Below are 21484 nucleotides of genomic sequence, written 5' to 3' on the forward strand. Positions count from 1 at the left end.
TTGCGCCGTGATGCATCCTTATCGGGCCGGTACAACAGGCCTTCAAATGCGATCTCAACACCACATCACAGCAAGCGAAAATGAGTAGAACGCGATATACGGTCGACCCATTTCCGGGGATCAGGAACTTTGAATCTGATGAGGATCATTTGTTCTTTGGCCGCGACCGCACCATTGCCGATGTTACTCAGTTACTATCTTCCACTCGTTTTTTAGCGCTCATCGGTTATTCGGGCAGCGGCAAATCATCGCTGATCAAGGCCGGCATCATTCCGGCGGTGGTACGTGGGTCAGATGCCGATCAGGAAAAATGGGCCACGATCTACTTCAGACCCGATGGCGACCCATTCCGTTCATTTGCCGAGGCGTTGATGAACAATAGCGAAGTGGATGCCTATCATGACGATGATGATCATGTGAACATCCTGGCGCGTTATCTCAAAAATGACGCACCCGACCTGCAAAAGGTACATGAGCGTTTCAGCACCGCCAGGCAACCCAACTGGCTCATTGTGATCGATCAGTTCGAGGAAGTGTTCCGCTTTCGCGATGCCGGTCTGGAAAGTGACGACCACCACGATACGCAGCGCTTCATTGACCTGATCCTATCAGGGGTGCGGTCGGCAGGGCTGCCCGTCTACGTAATGGTGTCCATGCGGTCCGATTTTTTGGACAACTGCACCCAATTCAATGGATTATCGCAGGCCATCAACAAAGGTTCATACTTGCTGCCGCGTGTAACCACCGAGGGTATTTACGACATCATTACCAAACCCGTGGCCGTTTGCCATGGGCATATCACCGACGGTTTGGTACAACGGCTCATGGCCGACCTGAGCACCGACCTTGACCAGCTACCGGTTCTACAGCATGCCATGATGCGCACTTGGGACCATTGGAAACAGCATAGCGCCACCGACTCGGAACTTTCCATCGCGCATTACGAGGCGGTGGGCACTATGTCGTCGGCGCTATCCATCCATGCGGAGGAGATATACACGGGTTTAAGTGAGCGCAAGCAACGGATAGCCGAGAAGATATTTAAAGCGCTTACCGATGTGACCGTGAGCAACAAAGGCACCCGCCGCCCGGCCCAGCTTTGGGAGCTGATCGAGCTATCGGGCGCTACCGAGCAAGAGGTGGTGGATGTGATCGATGAGTTTAGGGCACCCGGCAGGGCGTTCCTGATGCCGGTGTATACCGTTGGCCTGGAAGAGGACACGGTGATCGATATCGCTCACGAAAGCATCATGCGGATCTGGACACGGCTGCGTGATTGGGTACTTGCCGAGGAACGCTCTGCCGAACTATACCTGCGCCTCTCCAAAGCCGCCGACCTTTATCAGCAAGGTAAAGGCGGCATATGGGTTGACCCTGACCTGGCCCAAGCCGTGAAATGGCAGCAGGACGAACAACCCACCGCAGCCTGGGCTCAGCGTTATGACCCTGCCTTTGAGCGGGCCATGGCGTTCCTGACATACAGCAAAAAAGAGAACGCCTTTAAGCTTGAACAGCGCGCTCAGAAGCAAGCAAACGAGTTGCGCCGCGCACGACGCACGGCCATAATTTTAGGTACCGCGTCCGTGTTCGCCTTGTTACTGCTGGTGCTGGCTCTCAACCTCAAATTTAAAGCGGAGGCCAGCGAGAAACGAGCGCTCGATAACGAGAAACAGATGAAGGTAGAAGGCGCGGAAGCCGACCTGCAACGCAAGCAAGCCGTACTACAACAAAAAATAGCCGAACAGCAGCAAAGCATAGCCTCGCAACAACAAAGCCTGGCCGAGGAACAAAAGCTCACAGCCATTAGCGAACGTCATAACGCTGAATTGCAAAAAAGCCTGGCGATAGCCCAAGGCCGCGAGGCGGAGGTTCAACGTCAAAAAGCCGTATATCAAAAACGCCAGGCCGATACCGCCCGCGTGGCTGCACTGGATTCAGGCAAGGTGGCTGCCCGTCAGCGCGACAATGCCATTGTGGCCCGCCGCGAGGTAGAGACCTTGCGCATGCTCACCGAGGCCCGCTCGATCGCATTCAAGTCGACGCAGCTGGCCGGTGATGCGCAGAAAGATACGTTGAGCGTGCAGATGGCTTTCCTGTCGTACGTGATCAACCGCGAGTACGGTGGCACCGGCCTTAACCGCGCTATCTATGATGCGCTGAAGGCCCAACTGAACAGGTACTACAACAAAGTGTTGCGCTACACCTACGGCGTCAAGACGGATGCTGGCGGGTACGACCTCCGCAACGCGGTGTTCACGGCCAACAACGAGTTCTTTACCGCCGGTGATGATGGTATCGTGAAGCAATGGGGTATCACCAACACGCCGGTGCAGATCAGGCTTAAAAAGGCCACCAGGAGTGTGGGTGAAGGAATTACGTCGATCAACTTATCAGCCGATAAAAAGCTTCTGCTCGGCCGAACCCTCAATGGCCGCGTCATGATCTGGAATGTAGCCGACCTGACCTTGTTACCATCAATATTGCCTGACGCAGCGATCAAGGCACAATATGTCAACTTTATACCCGCAAGCAGCGGCTATCGCCTTGTGGTCAAGAGCGATAAGTTCGCGGGCATTTACAACTACAATGCCGGTGCTTACAAGCTGGTGAACCGCTACCAACTGTGCAGGTCGTCGTTCGATAATGCCTCACAGTCGGGTTGTACCCAGGTGATCGGCGATAAGGTGAACATCTATTTAGCACAAGGTAACTCGGTATGCCTGCTTACCCTAAACGATGATGCCGACCTGGTGGCCATCAACACGGTGATCACGCTGCGCGACAAGGTGAGCAGCATGACCCTCAGTAATAATGACAAACTGCTGGCCATAGGCACCGACGGCGGCAACACCGAACTTTACGATATCACCGGCTCACGCCCAACGCTTGATTCACGCTTTAACAGCCATAGTTCACGCGTGACGGGCATTACCTTTAACCGTGACCAAAGCACGCTGATCACCGGTTCGCTCGATAATACCGTCAGGCTATCCAAATGGCAAAGCAGCAAGGAGGATAAGGGTGAAGACCTCATCTTCCAGGAACGCAAGAGTTGGGTGCGCAACATTGCCGTGTCGCCCAACTATCGCTACGTATTATCGGTAGGGCAAAGGGGAATACTTCAGTTGTGGCCAGCTACCGAGCGCGTTGCCCTGCAGGAGTTGACCGACATCACGGCCGACCGTAAGCTGATCACCGGCGACGTAAAGGAGCACGACATTGAGAAAGAGATCGGTGCCGATATCTATAAAAAACTGTGGGCGGGCAAGTACAAATCCTTCGATGATTTTTGGACGGCCATGGTCACTAAATATATAACCAAAGCTTCATGAGTCGATATATACTCATTTGTTTATCAATAGTTTTGCTTGCCCCATATCAGGTAAAGGCGCAAAAGGCTGATACCTGTGCGAGTAGGCTGGCCATTGCCCGTGATATGTACGAAAGCGGTAAGCTGAACGATGCCCTGAAGTTGGTCGAGGAGTTTCAAAAATGCTCAGGTTCACGCACCAGCGAGTACTTTAAGCTGAAGGCCAAGATCTACCTCGCGCTTGATTCTAACAGTTACTCGTTGCAAAACGTGGCCGAGTATGTGCGCTCCAAGCCTGGAAATTATATTACGGATGATGACCCTGCCGTGTTCAAGAACATGGTGCGTTACGTGCAGGATAGTTTGGCCGAGCGCCAGATCTCGTCCGTATCTAAAAAGGCCGAGGATATCGACCTCACACCGGCCTCCGTGATCGTGATCAAGGCCGCCGATATGGCTAAACGCGGCTATGGCAACCTGGTCGACCTGCTAAGCGATCTGCCGGGATTCGATATATCCCGCACCAACTCGGTAACCTACGCTAATATCTACCAGCGCGGTTTCAGACAGGAGAACACCGAACGAACCCTCTTCATGATCGATGGTGTGGAGGAGAACGATGTGTGGTCGAATATCGCCTACATATCGCGCCAGTACCCGCTCACTAACATCAGCGAGGTGGAGGTGATCTATGGCCCGGCCTCAACACTGTATGGACCGCGTGCTTTTGTGGGGGCGATCAACATCATCACAAAGTCGTACAAAGATCTTACGCGCACCAAGCTACAACCATACACGGCCAGCGCCGATAGTACCCTGGGCCTGCATGCTACCGGCAATTTCTCGATCGGTAGTTACAATACCCGCAATGTGGACATTACGCTCGGCGGCAAGTCGGGCGGTTTCACTTACCAGCTATCCGGGGCTTACTATCGTTCCAATGAGCGCAACCTCGGCTTTCAAAGTTTTTACCAGTATGGTCCCGGCCAGGTAGATAAGGTGCCTAATAGCATCTACGCCACCAATTTGAACAGGTTAAGCTATAGTGGCACCGCCGCTGTGGTAGATGCCGCGTTGGCCAAGTACGGCGCCAATTACTTTCGCCGTACGGTGAACGCTAACGGTACGGTGACCGCTCGTGTGAACCCCGACTCACTCAACAGCCTGATCGGCCGGGCGCGGGCCGCCGACAAAGCCGCTATGGCTTCTACCGTGAACGGTAACCCACTTAGCTATGCCAATCAAGCGTCAGACTGGTTCCTGAGCGGCAAGATCCGTAGCGATAACTTTGAAGCAGGATTCAGGACCTGGAAGCTTCGCGAAAGTTTCAACTACTACCAAAGCCTTTACGCGGCTGGCACCAATAACGGCAGCCGATGGGCGCCGATCAACACCACGCTATACACCAATTATGATAAACGCTTAGAAAGGTTCACATTCTCGAACCTGACCTCGTACGAGATCTCAGGATTAGATAAGGCTTCTAACTTAGTAGCGGCCAATACTTTTTACAGTGAGGTTAGCCGCTTGTCGTTATTCAACCTTATCACACCGTCGGAGTTGGTGGATGGTAACCGGGTAGGTTTCACTAACCGATTCTACTACTATAAAGGGCAGCAGTTCCGTACCGATAGCAAAGTGGGTTACACATACAACCGCCTGTCGATCCTGAGCGGTTTTGAGTATCGTTACAGCCAGTTACAAGGCGACTACCTGACCTACAGCAACTACGCCACGGCCGACCCGATCGATCAAAGCACCGTGGCCTATGCACAGGAGCAAGGCACCACGGCCACCCTGCCTAAAGGTGGTAACCAGTACAACACGGTCGATATCGGTATCTATAGCCAGGCCACTTACCAGATAAAGGATTCGGTGCTGTATGCCTCCGCGGGCGGACGATTCGATCGTAACCGTGTCAACACCAACGCCGGTTTCGGTCAGGTCTTCTCACCAAAGATCGCGTTGGTAGCAGCGTTGAAGACCACTGTATTGAAGCTCATTTACTCGCAGGGTATTCAAAACCCGTCCCAGTTCACCAAGTTCTCTACCAGTACCACGCGTAACGCCAATCCAACGCTCCGTGCCGAAAAGATACGCAACTATGAAGTGGTGCTATTGAACAAACACGGCCTGACGGCTTTGAATTGGGACATCTCTGCGGCCTACTCATCCATCATTGATGCGGTATCGGGCGGTGCCGACCCTAACGACCCCACCAAGACCATCAACCAGAATAACGGGCAATATTCGATCGTAACGTCTCAAGGCAACCTCCTTTACCGCCCGCGTAATTCCCGCTGGGACGCTTACTTCAATGCCACTTACACCCGGGCCAGGCAAACGGCCAACAGCTCGGTGGCCAATTTTGAGGAACAGGTCATTGCCGATATAGCTCCCTGGAAGTTCAACGCGGGCGTTAATTACGCTTTGTTGTATAAGAAGAATAACCTGAACATCAACCTGCGTGGCAACTACGTAGATGCCAAACCGGTAGGTACAGGTACTACCGTGCCGGCCAACAGCGGTGTTAATGATACCGATAAGATACCTGCCTTTATAGTATTCAACTCGGCACTGACCTACAAGAACAAGGACCTGGAGCGCTTTACGCTGCAGTTGACGGTAAATAACCTGCTGAATACGCTGTATTACAACCCGGGACCACGTAATGCCAATGCGAACTTTACTAATGCCATATCAGGCTTTGTGCCTTATGTGGCCCAGCGCGACCGTAATTTTTTACTGACCCTAAAATACGATCTATGAAACCTCCAGTTTTGAACGCTTACGAAGTGCGCAACGCCGATTATTCGGTGGTGCATGCCGAATCGGAATCGGACTTTGATCAGTTCATTGCCGCATTGAATGTGAAGGATGGCGAAAAGGTGATCGATGTGGGAGGTGGATACGGATCAGTAATGATCAGGTTGTTGCAGCGACAACCGCAGGTCAGTTTTGCATATGACCTGTTAGATGGTGGCATGTTCCAGCTCAAAAAAGGAGAGGAGCAGATCAGCGCTTTGCTCGAGAGGCATCAAAACACTTCAGTGGTGCGGTATCTGCACCAGGATGCCGGCGAATTGACTTTGGAACCGGAACATTATGACCTGGTGATCTGTAAGATGTTCCTGCATGAGTTACCAGCCCATGTGCAGAAGAAACTTATCGGTGATCTATACAAGATCATAAAGCCTGGTGGTAGAATAGTGGTATGGAACCCTGATCTGGAAGCCGCCGATCACCGGTTCTTTGCCAGCGTGATCCGTAAAAAAGATGAGTTAGCCGGCTTTGGCTCCATGGTGCAGAACAGGCACTTTTTGCTGAACGATGACTTTCGTGACCTGATGCTGGAAGCCGGGTTCGTCAACTTTCAAAAGCTCTTTACTTTTGATTATCACCTGCACACCATCAACCGCCTCGATCAGGAATTCGCCGGCGATCGCTCCAAGCTAACCGCATGGAACGAGCATATCCTGCACATCGCCCATGAGCTGGGTGCTGATACGTTCAAAAAGCTGAACATCAACACCAATGACGACGATATCTACATTAATTTTAAACGCGGGATCTTCTCCCTGCAAAAGCCTGTTCGATAAGAGCCACCTTGAACCATAATGCCTGTTAAAGCCGCCATAGCTCATCGTATTTTTAACCTTAAAAAAGGTGAAGAAAAGGTGGTGGCTTTACTTACCGCCTACTCATTTTTTATGGGGCTGGCGTACGCTTATTTTTACACGGCCTCCACCTCGCTCTTTGTGGGTAAGTTCGAGACGTCCATGCTGCCGTACGCTTACGTGGGGCAAGGTGTGATAAGTTATATCGTATGGCTGTTCTTCAAGCGGATGCAGCGCTATGTGTCGTTCTCCAAATTGTTCATTGGCGGCGGGATCTTTCTTTTCATCAGCGTGGTAGCGCTATCGGTCGAATACTTTATTAAGCAAAGCGGCGTGGCCGTATACGCGCTGTTCGTTTGGTACAATATATTCTTGTTATTGAACGGTATAGGTTTTTGGGGTATAGCGGCCAAAATATTTAACCTAAGCCAGGCCAAGCGGTTGTTCGGGCTCATTGGTTCGGGCGAGATACTGGCCCGGGTGATCAGCTTTTTGTCGGTGCCGATCCTGTTGCACTCGATCAAAACGGCTGACCTGTTATATCTGTCGATGGCTGGTTTAGTGATCTGCCTCGTCCTGATGCCGGTGATCACGCGTTACTTACACGGGCAGATCGGGCATGCAGCGCCGCCAGCTACTAAAGAAGAAAAGCAAGCCTCATCTATCTTCAAGAACCGGTATTTCCTGCTCATATTCGTGCTGGCCCTGTTCCCGCTATTTGCCACATTCTATGTTGATTTTATCTTTTTAGGGCAGGTAAAGCTTCAGTTCGTGAACGCACAGGTGATCGGTCATTTCATCAGTTTGTTTATGGGTACCATGTCGGTAGCCGAATTTATTTTGAAGACGTTCCTGTCCGGGCGCATACTCACCAAGTATGGTCTGTTGGTCACGCTCTTGTTACTGCCGGTATTACTGCTGTTCTCCACCACGCTTGCCGCGGTGCTGGGAAGCATCTATGGTACGGCCGGGCTTTTCTTTTCGTTCATCATCCTGAGCAGGTTGTTCGTGCGGGTGGTGCGCACGTTGTTCTTCGACCCGTCGTTCCAGATCCTGTATCAGCCCGTGCCGATCGAGCACAGGTTATCGCTGCAGAGCAAGGTAGAAGGGGTTTCCAAATCCATTGGGTTCATTTTCGCCGGAGGGATGCTGCTGCTTTTAGCTAACACCCGTTCGATCGGCGTGGTAGGTTACAACTACATCTTTCTGGTGATTATTGCCGGTTGGATATGGGTATCGTACGAGCTGTATCATGAATATAAGCATTTGCTGCGGTCGGTGATATCCAAGCTATCTGGTTATCAGAAAAAGGAAGACAAGGCCAATTCATTACGGATAAGTCCGTACCTGCAACTGCTCGAACATGCTGATCATAAGAAGAAGAACATCGCGCTCGACCTGTTCAGCAAGATCATGCCTTCCAACTATGATCTGATCCTGATCCGCTTGTTGCCAAGGGCCGAGCCGGAACTGCAAGCATCCATCCTGAAGCGAATGAAACAAGGCAACATGATCATTGCGTTGCCCACCATTGACCGCTGCCTGAAAGATGAATCATTCGTGATCAAGAATGACCTCCTTGATGCACAACGTTATTTGCTGAAGTCGCAGCATTCAGACATCGGTCATTTGAAAGAACTGGCGCGATCGCCGCTCACTGACGACCGCCTTGGTGTGGCTTACCTGCTGGCGCACTTTCAGAACTATAACAGCTATAAGATACTGACCGAACTATTGCACGACCCGGTGACCCCGGTGCGTAATTCGGCGCTGATGTCGTCGGGCAATATCAAAAAACGGGAATTGTGGCCTATCATCGTGCGAAGCATCATTGATGATGAAACGGCCTACGCGGCCATGCATGCCACCCGCCACGTAGGCGAGCCTTTACTCAGCTACCTGGCCGACATGCTCAACCGTACTGACCTAAGCAAAGATAGCTACATCCGCATCGTAAAGGCCATTGCCAGTATCGATAGCGCCAAGGTCGATCCGCTGTTGCGGGCCCAACTCAACCTGGTGGAGCCGGATATTCGCAACAACATCTTCACAGCGCTCTACGACAGGCATTACCAGTTCCCTGTAAGCGAACACCCGATGATTAAGGGCTATATAGAGAACGAACTGGACACCATCGTATGGCTGTCGGCCGCGATATTGGATATTGAACCCGCCGACAACAATGCGGATCTGAAAAAGAGCTTGGAATTGGAACTGCGATACAAGATCGGGTTAACGTTCAGGTTGCTATCAATGATGTACGATGCCAACGTGATCAGCTTCTTTATCAATAGCTTTGATAACTCATCGCATGAACAACGTGCCTATGCGCTTGAGGTGTTGGACATGACCGTACCTGCCGACATGCGCAAACTGGTGATGCCGCTGCTGAATGATGTGCCCCATGCCGAACTGATCAAAGCCTATGAGGCCGACTTCATTCAACAAAAATTATCGGTAAAGGACCGGCTGATCGACATCGTTAACAAAGACCTCACTAAGATCAACTTTTGGACCAAGGCCATGGCCATTCATCAGCTGGCCACCTTTGAGGATATTGATGACCTGCTGGTAGCACAGATGCTCGCCCACAACAAGCTTTATAGCGAAACGGTGCTTTGGCACCTGAACCGGAACGACCCATACCGCCTTAGTACGCTGATCAAAAGGCTTACGCCTGTGGACGCTTACCGCGTGAACGAGCGTGTAAGACGGTTCAAGAATATGGGCCGCAAGCGCTACCTGCTTACCGACATTATTGGACGGCTTCGGACCAACGAGTTCTTCAAGAATTTGCCCATGTTCGAGTTGATGCGGTTGTGCGAGATCGGTAAGCAACAGTTCCTGGCGCAAGGAGAGGAACTGATCCTGACCGATGAGCAGGACACAGAGGCATTGTACTTTGTGCTGAGCGGCCACTTGCACATTATGGATGACCACGAGGGCATGGAGACCGACCCATCGCACTTTTACTGGTACCTACAGCATGGCTCGAGCCGGGTGCTCACGCTACAGGCCCAGGCCGACACCGTGTGGATCAAGTTCAGTGCCAGCGCCATGTTCGAGCTGTTGGCCGGCAACGACATCCGCATCAAACGAATGGTAAACACTTTAAATAAAGAGGCAGTACACGTAGCCGCCCTATGAAGAAGATATTAAACCATACTTGGCCAAAATGGCTCTGCCTGATGATGGCGCTTAGCGTTACGGTGATGTGCTATGCGCAAACGGGCAAGGGTGAAAGCGGTATACCTATACAACGGGAGTTCATGCCGGCAGACTACAAGGCCGGTGGGCAAAACTTTGCCATCGCCGCCGATCAGCGGGGTGTGATGTACTTCGCCAATTTTAGCGGCGTACTGGAGTATGACGGCACCACCTGGCGTACGATCCTTACTACCGAGCGTACCAAAGTAAATACCCTCGTTACCGATGCTCATGGACGCGTATTTGTAGGCACCCGGGGCGAGATCGGCTACCTGAAGCCTGATCAACTGGGCACCATGCAGTTCGTGAGCCTGACCGACAAGTTGAAGCAATATCACATCGCTCAACCTGACGTGATGAGCAGCTATGCAGGCAAAGAAGGTATTTACTTCATCACCGCTGATCATATCATCCTTTGGGATGGCCAAAAGATGCAGGTAAGAGGTATACCCGGTTCGCTGATCAGTGCCTTTTATCCGAACGGTAAACTGTATATGCAGCCAAAGCTGGGTGGCCTTGTCCAATTTGTGAACGGCCGTTATGTCAATATTCCCGGCGGGCAGCAATTCTCGGAGCAGGTCACGGTGAATGCCATGCAGGCCGTGGATAGCGAACATATTTTGATCGGCTCCGGTAATCAAGGACTATTTATGCTCACCAGTTCTGGAGTGACACGCTTATCGAGCACGGTTAATGTCTATCTGTCGCAGAACTTGGTCACCTGCTCCGCGCGGCTAAAGGACGGCTCGATCGCCTTTGGCACCGCGCGCGGCGGGTTAGTGGTAGTAACCGCTAAAGGTGAATTGAAACAGATCTATAGTAAGGCCAGCACCGGCCTGTATGACGATAACATCCATTACCTGTACGAAGACAAAGATCACGGCTTTTGGATAGCTACTGAAAAAAATATAACCCGCATCGAGATGCCGTCGTCCCTATCGTTCTTCAATAACAAAAAGAACGTTTATGGGAACGTGACCGGTATCACCCGGTACAAAGGACAGATCGTGATAGCAACTGATGCGGGTTTGTATACCTACAGCCCAACGGCTATGCGCTTCGTTCCGGTGCCTGGTCTGCGTATGCCTTGCCTGGATATACTGCCCATAAACGATCGGTTACTGGTGGCCGCGTCAAATGGGGTGTTCAGCTATGACGGTCAGACCGCTCAACGCCTGATGCAGGGCTATGCCTTATCGCTTTACCGGTCACGCACAAACCCTGATCACATATATGTTGGTCAGTTGAATGGTGTATCGATGCTGACCCTTACCCGTATCATTAAAAAACTTGCCGGCATTACCGCTGAGGTGCGCGAGATACAAGAGGACGAGAACGGTAACATGTGGTTCGGTGTACCCTCCAAAGGTTTGATGCGTTACACACCAGATAACGGCAAAGCGCAACTGTTCGACCAACGCAATGGGCTGCCTTACAATTCAGGCAACCATTTGAATATGGTGGATGGCAAGTTGACGGTCGGCACCATCAAGGGCGCGTACCGATTCAATGCTACGAACAACCGGTTCGAGCATGCGGAGCTGTTCAAAGGCAGCCAGGCGATCAACAATAACTGGTTGGAGCGCATGGTGCAAGGTAATGATGGAACCTTATGGGTGACGGCAGGCAATGGCACGCAGGCTACTGGCTACCGACAGACCAAACAAGGCTATGAGGCCATCAACACTGATCTGGCGTTCATCCAGCAACAACAGATATTCAGCATCTATCCGGACAAGACCGGCACTTCGGTGTGGCTCGGTGGTGCTGATCAGCTGATATTGTTCAATAACAGTGAGCATACCAATGGTGGGGAAGTATTGCCCGCACTGATCCGTTCGGTCAAGGTCAATACCGATTCGGTGCTGTTCGGTGGTACTTACTTTGACGGTAATGGCTTGCCCGCCTATAAGCAGGCCCGTTCACTGATACCCACGCTCGACCACCGCAATAACAACATCAGCTTTGAATTCAGCTCTGCATCAGCAGCAGGCGGCAATATTCAATACCGGTACTATCTGGAAGGTTTTGACACCGATACGGCTACCTGGAGCAACGCCACGGCTAAAGAGTATTCGAACCTCCCCGCGGGCAGCTATACCTTCAAAGTACAGGCCCGTAACGATGCAGGGGGCAAAAGCCCGGTGGCGGTTTACCGTTTCTCGATCGGTCAGCCTTTCTATCAAAGCATTTGGGCGTATCTTCTCTATGCAGCGGCCTTGGGTGCGGTCATCTTTGTGGTTGTGAAGCTGCGTTCCAGAAAGCTGTTAAGGGAAAAGCTGAAGCTGGAGCAATTGATCAAAGAACGCACCGCCGAGGTGGTGGTACAAAAGGAGGCCATCGAGAACCAGACCCGCGAACTGGCGGGTAAGAACAACGAGTTGGAAAAGATCAACATGATCGTTCGGTCTATCAATGCAGAGATCGATCTCGAAAGTTTGCTGCAAGCCATCTTAGACAAGGCCAAGATCATACGTGGTGCCGAAAAGGCTGCCATGCTGGTATACGATAAACCGACCAACAGTTTCAAGTTCAAAGCGAGCTACGGCTACAATACTGACATCCTTGACAAGATACACATCACTCCGGAGGACGCCCAAACGCGCTACCTGTCTGCAGCGGAGGAGATCTATGAGGATATTTATGTGGTCCGCTCGGTGAAAAGTATCCGCAATGATGAACAACTGGCAAGTGTGAACCGCGCCCGGTCGAGCCTGATGATGGTGATCCGCCTCAATAACGAGATACGCGCTTATATGATCATGGAGAACTGGCAAAAACGTAACGCTTTTGAAGAGCGCGACTTTAGCCTGCTCAAGAACTTGAAAGAGCACTTTGTGGCAGCAGTGATCAAGACCACCCTGTTGGAAGACATACAAGACACTTTAGCCAACCTGAAAGATACCCAGGAGCAATTGATCCGCCAGGAAAAGCTGGCCTCTATCGGTCAGTTGACCAAAGGTATCGTTGACCGTATACTCAATCCACTTAATTATATCAACAACTTTTCGTCGCTCTCGGCCGACTTGGTGAATGATTCATTGGAGTTGATCAACAAGCCAGAGCTCGAACCGGCCGACAAGGAGGAGGTGCTGGACCTGCTGGAAACGGTCAAGGGCAATATGAAAAAAGTGTATGACCACGGCAATAGTGCTTCACGTATCGTGAAAGGTATGGAGCGCATCATGCGCGAACGTTCAGCTAACTTTGTAACGGCAAGCTTGAACAAGATCGTGGAGACCAGTGTTCATCAGGCCGTTGCCGAAGGCACCAAAGAATTTCCAGGTATGGATGTCGAGCTGATCACGCGTTATGATGAGCAGAACGACCAGGTAGAGGTACTGCTCAATGAGATGAACACCGTGCTGCATAACCTGCTCATCAATGCTTATTATGCCGTTGCCGAACGCGGCCGCCAGCAACCCGGCACCCGTCCTCAGATCGTGGTGACCACCAGCTTGACAGCCGATGAGGCGGTGATCAGCATTCGCGATAACGGTAAAGGCATCGTTGCGCAGGAACAGAAGCAATTGTTCGCGCCGTTCTTCACCACTAAGCCTACGGCCAAAGGCACAGGTCTGGGCCTGTACCTAAGCCAGGAGATCATCAAAGAACACAACGGCTCTATCACCGTAGATACCGAGGTTGGCAACTATACCGAGTTCGTGGTGCGTTTTCCAAGGGTGCGGGGCAAACATAATTAGCAGTAAATGCTTCAACAGAACGTTAAGATATCAAGCTCCGGCTTATTTTTGCGTTTAACAGAATACCTATGATCCAAGTAACACCAGAGTGGCTTAAAGGCACCGAAGCACTTAAAGATGTGCCCACGGAGCAGTTGCAGTGGCTGATCGATAATTGCGAGCATTATGTGCTCAAAGATGGTGATCACCTTTTTGAGCGCGATCAACCTCACAGAGGCACTTATTACATTATTACCGGTAAGATCAGGCTTTACTATACACAAGCCGGGGTAAGGCGCGAGATGGCCACCTTGGCGGCGCGCAGTATCACCGGTTATCTTCCCTATTCGCGTGGCAAAAAAGCGCTCGACGTGGGCGATGCCATAGGAGAGACCCAGATCATGACGCTGGTAATGGATAAGCAAATGGAGCTGATCCGCAACCATTACGAGCTTACACAAGCATTGGTAGGCGTGATGAGCAACCGGGTAAGGGAGTCTACCGCTTTATTACAGCAGAACGAAAAAATGATGGCCTTGGGTAAGCTCTCGGCAGGTTTGGCCCATGAGCTGAACAACCCAGCGGCGGCCATCGTTCGTAATGCCGCATCACTGCGCGAGCATCTTCAAACACAACCTGAAACCTTTGCCGAATTGCTGGCCGCCAACATCGATGTGAGTAAGATCCCGTTGGTGAAGGCTGAGATCGCCCGCATTCTTCAAAATAAGAACGTGGCCAAACTAAGCTTGCGCCAGCGCAGCGACCTCGAGGACGAATTTGCCGACTGGTTGGACGAGCATGACATTGAGAACGGTTACGAGATGGCCGGTAACTTTGTGGAGCAGGGTTTCAAATGTGGCGATCTTGATGCTATTTACCAACACATGGTACCCGCGTCGGGCGCTTCAGCTGTATTTAGGTGGATCAACGATACGTTATTGTCCGACAAGATGGTGACCGATATCCACGATTCGGCACAGCGCATTGCCGGGCTGATCAGCTCCATCAAGAACTTTACGCATATGGACCGTGCACCCGATCACGAATATGCCCGGGTAGATGCCGGCATTCATAATACGCTGACCATGCTGGGACATAAATTGAAGGCCAACAACATTACCGTTATCGAAGAGTTCGACCCTGAATTACCGCCGGTGAAGATCCTGGTAGGTGAGCTGAACCAAGTATGGACCAACCTGATCGATAATGCCATTGATGCCATGGAAGCGAACGGCAAAGGTGAGCTCACCATCCGCACCCGAAAGGACAAGGAATTTGCCGAGATAACCATCACTGACGATGGTCCTGGCATCCCAGACGATGTAAAAGGCCGTATATTTGACCCATTCTTTACCACTAAACAGATGGGTAAGGGTACCGGATTGGGCCTCGAGGTAGTGCAACGTATCGTAAAGCAACAGCACAACGGTACCATCAAGGTGAACAGCAAGCCGGGGCATACTGAGTTCGTGGTTTGCATACCGATACACGGCACATCTCAACCTGAACAATAAGCTAAACGTCTACTTAAATTTTCCATATAATTACTATGAGCCGACCGATCATTTTTGCTATTGACGATGACCAGCAAGTATTGCGTGCCATAACCCGCGACCTGCGATCGCATTACGGCAAGGAATATAAGATCATGAGCACCGACTCGGCCAACGAAGCCCTTGACAGCCTGGTAGAAATGAAGAACAGCGGCGATGTGATCGCCCTATTCATCAGTGACCAGCGTATGCCCGAGATGCAGGGTGTCGACTTTTTGCAAAAGGCCGTTAAGGTTTTCCCCGAAGCAAAACGCGTGTTACTGACCGCGTACTCAGATACCGACGCCGCGATCAAGGCCATTAACGATGTGCAGCTTGATTATTACCTGATGAAACCGTGGGATCCGCCTGAAGAAAAGCTGTACCCTGTGGTAAGCGACCTGTTGGATGACTGGCATGCCCACTATACACCGGAGTTCAAGGGCATCAAACTTACCGGTTATCAATTTTCGCCGCAATCGCACGTGATCAAAGATTATCTGGGCAGTAACCTGATCCCTTACAAGTGGTATGACATTGAGCGAAATGATCAGGCAAAAACCATGCTCGACATCAACGGCCTTTGTAATGACCAGTTGCCGGTGTTATTCTTTGAGGATGGCACGTTCTTGTCTAAACCAACCATCAATGATATAGCCGAGAAGTTAGGCATCACCACTAAGCTCACCAACGAGATATATGATGTGGTGATCATCGGTGCCGGTCCTGCTGGCTTGGCCGCATCGGTTTATGGCGCATCAGAGGGCCTGCGCACATTGCTTATTGAGCGGAAGGCTCCCGGAGGACAGGCCGGTTCCAGCTCGCGCATCGAGAACTATTTAGGTTTCCCAGCCGGTTTGAGCGGGAGCGACCTTACCCACAGGGCTATTAGCCAGGCGCGCCGTTTGGGTGCCGAGTTCTTGTCGCCACATACCGTTCAGGACATTCAGGAGCGCGACGGCTACAAATATGTGATCTTGGATAATGGGGAAGAAGTGATCAGCCGATCGGTGGTGATCACCACCGGTGTCGATTACCGCAAGCTGGAGGTAGAAGGCGTGGACAAGTTCACCGGCGCGGGCATCTATTACGGTGCGGCGGTGACGGAGGCTTCGGCCTGTAAGGATAAGCAGGTGTATGTGATCGGCGGCGGTAACTCGGCCGGTCAGGCAGCCATGTACTTGTCCAAGTTCGCGCAAAAGGTACACATCCTGATCCGCCGTGAAGGGTTGGAAGCCACCATGTCGGCCTATTTGATCGAGCAGATCGGTGATACCCCCAACATTGAAGTGATGCCCTACACCGAGGTGATCGAGGCACGCGGACACAATAGTTTGGACCAACTGGTGCTGATCAATGTGAACACTAAAGAGACCCAGGTTCGTGATGCCAGTGCTTTGTACATCTTCATTGGCGCCAGGCCTTATACTGATTGGGTACAAATGGGGATCATTAAAAGCAAAGGCAACTTTATTGAGACCGGTCGGGACCTGGCCGGGTACGAAAATTTTAGGCGGTCGTGGAAATTGAAGCGTGATCCGTTCCTGTTAGAGACCAGTTGTCCCGGCATTTTTGCCGCCGGCGATGTGCGTGCCGGAGCTATGAATCGGGTAGCCTCAGCAGTGGGCGAGGGCTCGATGGCGATCAGCTTTGTACACAAGTACCTTGCTGATGTCTAATAAGCAAGAACTTGTGACGCTTGAGTTAACACCATATTGATAGTTTAGCGCCCATGCATTCAACCAACATGGACCAATATCTGCAATATTTTCAACTGCCCATCACCAACCCGGTGCTGGTGTTCGCGATCATACTGTTGGTGATCCTGATATCGCCGTTGGCATTGACGCGCATACGCATACCTGCTGTGGTGGGGTTCATACTGGCCGGCATGATCATTAGTCCCAATGGGTTGAACATTCTCAAAAAGAACTCGGCTATCGAGTTGTTCTCTACCATCGGCCTGCTGTACATTATGTTCATTGCCGGAATAGAGCTTGATCTGAACGATCTGCGCAAGCGCAAGAATAAAAGCCTGCTGTTCGGTGCGCTTACCTTTTTCATGCCAATAATGGTCGGCTTCCCGGTCTGCTATTATGGGCTGGGCTATCCGGTCATCACCTCCATATTGACCGCAAGCATGTTCGCGACGCACACGTTGGTGGCATATCCGATCGTGAGCCGTTATCAAGTAGCCAAAAATGAGGCGGTAGCGATCACCGTAGGTGGCACCATTTTGACCGACACGGCTGTGCTGATCATCTTAGCGGTGGTCATCGATTCCAAACATGGCGGGCTTACCACAGCTTTCTGGCTTAGGTTGGTGATGTCTTTGCTGGCGTTCTCGGCAGTACAGTTCCTGCTGGTGCCTCGCATAGCCAAATGGTTCTTTAGCCGGGCGGCTACCGAACGTACATCGCATTATATCTTCGTACTGTTCATCGTGTTTCTGTCGGCGTTCCTTGCACAATTGGCGGGTATCGAGCCAATAGTGGGTGCATTCGCTGCAGGGCTTGCGCTTAACCGTTCTGTTCCGCATGATTCTAAATTAATGGAGCAGATCGAGTTCGTGGGGCATGCCATATTCATACCGTTCTTTTTGATCAGTGTAGGCATGTTGGTCGACCTGCGCGTGCTGTTCAAAGGCTACCATGCCTTAATGATCGCAGGAGTACTGACCACCGTGGCCCTTGCCAGTAAATGGATAAGCGCCTGGGCCACTCAAACGCTGTTCAAGTACACGGCGCCTCAGCGCGGACTGATCTTCGGTTTGAGCGCATCGCATGCGGCCGCTACCATGGCCATCATTTTGGTAGGCTTCAAGGCTGGCATCATCGATGAGTTTATTTTGAACGGTACCGTGATCCTGATCCTTTGTACTTGTATGGTAGCATCATTTGCCACCGAGCGTGCAGCAAGGCGTGTTGCAGCTGCCCAGCAAAGCAAAGAACAACGGGTACCTGAACAAGGCATGTTAAGCTGATCAGGCTACCCGTTGTTAGAGTTAAACTTCGATTGTTATCACTCACACTTTGTAAGCTCGGTATTCACTGCGTTCACATCGTGTAACCCCATCTTGTTCCCGAACGAGTTCTCGACGTAGGTAAGCACCTGCGCGATCTGTATAGGCGCCAGGCTGCTTGCCGGCATTTGCCCGCTGTAAGCCTTACCGTTAACGATGATCGGCAGCTTAAGGCCGTTATACACGTAACAAGCTAATTGCTGTTTATTCTTTCGCAGATAGCTGCTGTCGGTAAGCGGGGGAATGAGCGCTGCTAAGCCCTCGCCCTGTGCGCCATGACAATTTTGGCAGTTGGTTTTGTAGAGTTCCTGCCCGGTAGTGTAATAGCGCATAAATTCGAGTTCTTGCTCGCTTTGACAGGAGTACACCAGTATCGCAACTAAGCCCAACAGGCAGGCAATGATCTTCGTTTTCATTGAGCGATGCTGTTCTGTGGTTCGTTCTGCAGGATCTTGATATCGGCGATCAGCTTGTCGACCTGTTCAGGCTGTGTACCATCATAGCTGCCACGTATACGCTTTTGCTTATCGATCAACACAAAATAGCCCTGGTGCACATAGCCACCCGGAGCTTTATTGTCTTCCATCACCGCCACCAGATAGCTTTTGGCCAGATCATAAGTGGCAGCCTTATCGCCCTGCAACAGCCACCAGCGGTCACCGCTAATGCCCAGGTTGTCTGCATATTTCTTCAATACCGCTACGCTATCATGTTTAGGATCGATGCTGTATGACAGGATCTTGAAGTTGTTAGAGCTCTTAAAAGCGTCGTAAACCTTCAGCATGTTGCGGTGCATCACCGGGCAAATAGAGGGGCAACTGGTAAAAAAGAAATCGGCCACGTAGATGTTGCCATCTACCGAACGGCGCGTCACCTCTTTACCATACTGATTCACGAATTTAAAGTCGGGGATGGTCTGGTATACCGTGTCGGTCACCTCTTTACCGTTCACCATTCGCGTCACCGGTTCACGGTTGCCGTAAATAGGAAGCACAGTACCAACCTTATCATCAGGTCTACAGGCGCTCAGCAGGCTTAATAACCCGAGGCCTATCAGGATGTGTTTTTTCATTTTTTGTATGGGCGTAAAAATTCGTCGGATCTTTTGATCACACTATCTAACCGTTGGTTCACTTTGACCACCATCTTTTTTTGATCGGCCATGTAGGTCATCACTTGTTCGTGGTTCTTGCCGGTATTATCCGGACTGAACTGGTGCATCCAGTTCTCCATGGCCTCATCGGCAGTATTAAGATCTTTTGACAGCTGTACGGCAGTAGCGGTGTCGCCAGTGATCTTTTTGTCCTTCAACAAACCATCGATGATCTGTTTGTTGTTGATGGCTTTCTCGTCAAGGGTCATGGCTTCATCATGCACTTCGATCACGGCGTTCAAGGCATCTTTCTCTTGCTGCTTGGTGTCAGTACAAGCGCTTAATAATAAAGTGGTTACGGCTAATATGCTAATCAGGTTCTTCATTTATTCTTCGTTTTGTTTTTCCACCAGGTCCATTCCGCATTTAGGGCAAACGCCGGGTTTGTTGGCCGTCACCTTGGGGTGCATTGGGCAAGTGTAACTTACGGCCGATGCATTTTTAACGGCATCATGGTCGTTCGGTTTAGCTGAGGGTGTGCAGGCCGATAAAAGAGCCGCGGCTAATATAAAGATCGATAGTTTTTTCATGGTGTTATTTATTTTTCAAGAACGCAGCAAAACCGAACAAAGATACAACTAATACCCCTGCTGCGGCCAGCATGCTTACGATATCACGAATGTCTTTCCCGGCCCAGGTCATGCCGAAATACTTGTGTAAGATGATGAAGGATAACCCTTCGGCACGGTCCATCCCCGCTACGCGGGTAGCCAGTTTGGCCGAGGTGGTCTCAATGTAAAGGTCCTCCTGCTTGGGGTAACTCACCTTGACCACCGGCAGGCGCTTGTTAATGAAGCCATACTCGTTAGTGAACTGCTTGATCACCTCGGTCTTGATGGGTTTAACGGTTTCCTGCCGGTAATAATTGGCAAGTTGGGTAGCCAAGGTCATGTCGCCATCGGTCAAAATTTGTCCGCTTTGTGCATCCATGTAAGTGATCTGCTTTTGCTTACCAATGACCTGGTAATAAGCACGACCGTCAAATTTAACAAGCCCAATGCGTTTGATCGCGCTGTCGGCCACCGGTAGTTCCAGGTTACTTTTCACCAGCTCGCTACGATGTATAAGTTGCTCGAATGGCTTTACGGCAGGCCGGTCGTTACGTAGCTTGACCCACAAGTGAAAGGCACCACTCACACTAAAGGCCAACATCACGAATGAAACGATAATCCCCAGCTGCCTGTGAAAGCGGTGAACGAACCGTTGGTCGGCAACTCCGCTTTCGCGGCGTTTTTGTGCGATGGTCTTGAAACGTGTCCATAGTAGACCGTATACGACCAGTCCGCTGATCAGTGAGAACGTCATAATGATCACCACCGTCAGCATCACTACATTACGAAACGTATTGCCGAACACACTGGCCAGGAACTCCCAGGTATGCAACTGCTGGAAGAAACTGAGCATGGCTTTGCGCGTCCTGTTATTGAACGTTCCGAGGCGGCTTTGGGCGGTCTCGACGTAAATGTCCATGCTATCAGCCCGGTCGAAGCTGATCTTCCATACCGGTAGTAACCGGTTGATCGGTTGGTAGTGCGCATCGAAGGTGGTCTGCAATTGGGCATGCCTAATAGCAGAGATGCTATCCTGAGTAAAATAACGGGCCAAATATTCAGCGTAAAGACGGTCGCCATTGGCCTTTTCATAGCCATCGATAGCCGAATAATACCTGTAAGTACTATCCGGCATCAGTAATTGATAATAGGTCTGCTGATCAAAGTTGACCAGCCCAAAATTGCGGACGCTGCTCAACTTATTGGTATCCATCACCTCGGCGAGACTCAGCTTCGGCGACATTTGCAGTTGGCTCATGGGCTTGAACACCTCCTGCGGAATGAACGGTCTGAACCAGTTGGACATAAATGGATGTGATACTCCGCTCAAGCACCAACAAATGACCGGCACTAAGGCAATAAGCCCTAATATGCGGTGCCATTTATAAAAATTCTTTTTCATCATGGTG

The 21484-nt window shown here is 51.1% G+C and carries 13 protein-coding genes; 8 read left to right on the plus strand and 5 right to left on the minus strand.

Annotation, left to right across the window (positions count from 1 at the left end):
• The first annotated feature begins 80 nt into the window (after positions 1-80).
• The 8 genes from LLH06_RS08970 (at position 81) to LLH06_RS09005 (ending at position 18332) form a co-directional block, all read left to right on the plus strand.
• Complete coding sequence (locus LLH06_RS08970; protein WP_228173028.1) at positions 81-3332, plus strand: nSTAND1 domain-containing NTPase; 3252 nt, start codon at positions 81-83, stop codon at positions 3330-3332.
• A gap of 32 nt (positions 3333-3364) precedes the next feature.
• Complete coding sequence (locus LLH06_RS08975) at positions 3365-6079, plus strand: TonB-dependent receptor (RefSeq protein ID WP_228173029.1); 2715 nt, start codon at positions 3365-3367, stop codon at positions 6077-6079.
• Positions 6076-6909, plus strand: coding sequence for a class I SAM-dependent methyltransferase (locus tag LLH06_RS08980; RefSeq protein WP_228173030.1), 834 nt, complete (start codon positions 6076-6078; stop codon positions 6907-6909). Before LLH06_RS08975 ends, LLH06_RS08980 begins: the two co-directional genes overlap by 4 nt.
• 18 nt (positions 6910-6927) lie before the next feature.
• Positions 6928-10074, plus strand: a complete 3147-nt coding sequence (locus tag LLH06_RS08985) for a hypothetical protein (RefSeq protein ID WP_228173031.1) — start codon at positions 6928-6930, stop codon at positions 10072-10074.
• Positions 10071-13838 (plus strand): sensor histidine kinase, encoded by a 3768-nt coding sequence (locus LLH06_RS08990; RefSeq protein ID WP_228173032.1) that lies wholly within the window; start codon positions 10071-10073, stop codon positions 13836-13838. The genes LLH06_RS08985 and LLH06_RS08990 overlap by 4 nt, the downstream gene beginning before the upstream one ends.
• 68 nt (positions 13839-13906) lie before the next feature.
• Complete coding sequence (locus LLH06_RS08995; RefSeq protein WP_228173033.1) at positions 13907-15331, plus strand: sensor histidine kinase; 1425 nt, start codon at positions 13907-13909, stop codon at positions 15329-15331.
• 35 nt (positions 15332-15366) lie between these two features.
• Complete coding sequence (locus LLH06_RS09000; RefSeq protein WP_228173034.1) at positions 15367-17028, plus strand: response regulator; 1662 nt, start codon at positions 15367-15369, stop codon at positions 17026-17028.
• A gap of 53 nt (positions 17029-17081) precedes the next feature.
• Positions 17082-18332 carry a cation:proton antiporter gene (locus tag LLH06_RS09005; RefSeq protein WP_228173035.1) on the plus strand — a complete coding sequence of 417 codons (1251 nt, stop codon included), beginning with the start codon at positions 17082-17084 and terminating at the stop codon, positions 18330-18332.
• A 38-nt stretch (positions 18333-18370) separates the two neighbouring features.
• On the opposite strand, the gene LLH06_RS09010 is transcribed toward LLH06_RS09005, so the two are convergent.
• The 5 genes from LLH06_RS09010 to LLH06_RS09030 are packed head-to-tail and all read right to left on the minus strand — an operon-like array spanning position 18371 to position 21480.
• Positions 18371-18787, minus strand: a complete 417-nt coding sequence (locus LLH06_RS09010) for a c-type cytochrome (RefSeq protein WP_228173036.1) — start codon at positions 18785-18787, stop codon at positions 18371-18373.
• Positions 18784-19443 carry an SCO family protein gene (locus tag LLH06_RS09015; RefSeq protein ID WP_228173037.1) on the minus strand — a complete coding sequence of 220 codons (660 nt, stop codon included), beginning with the start codon at positions 19441-19443 and terminating at the stop codon, positions 18784-18786. The genes LLH06_RS09010 and LLH06_RS09015 overlap by 4 nt, the downstream gene beginning before the upstream one ends.
• Positions 19440-19850, minus strand: a complete 411-nt coding sequence (locus LLH06_RS09020; protein WP_228173038.1) for a hypothetical protein — start codon at positions 19848-19850, stop codon at positions 19440-19442. Before LLH06_RS09020 ends, LLH06_RS09015 begins: the two co-directional genes overlap by 4 nt.
• Positions 19851-20054: a heavy metal-binding domain-containing protein gene (locus tag LLH06_RS09025; RefSeq protein ID WP_228173039.1), complete on the minus strand. Its 204-nt coding sequence runs from the start codon at positions 20052-20054 to the stop codon at positions 19851-19853.
• A gap of 4 nt (positions 20055-20058) precedes the next feature.
• Complete coding sequence (locus LLH06_RS09030) at positions 20059-21480, minus strand: PepSY-associated TM helix domain-containing protein (RefSeq protein ID WP_228173040.1); 1422 nt, start codon at positions 21478-21480, stop codon at positions 20059-20061.
• Between the last annotated feature and the right edge of the window lie 4 nt (positions 21481-21484).

The organism is Mucilaginibacter daejeonensis, assembly GCF_020783335.1.
Classification (GTDB): Bacteria; Bacteroidota; Bacteroidia; order Sphingobacteriales; family Sphingobacteriaceae; genus Mucilaginibacter; species Mucilaginibacter daejeonensis.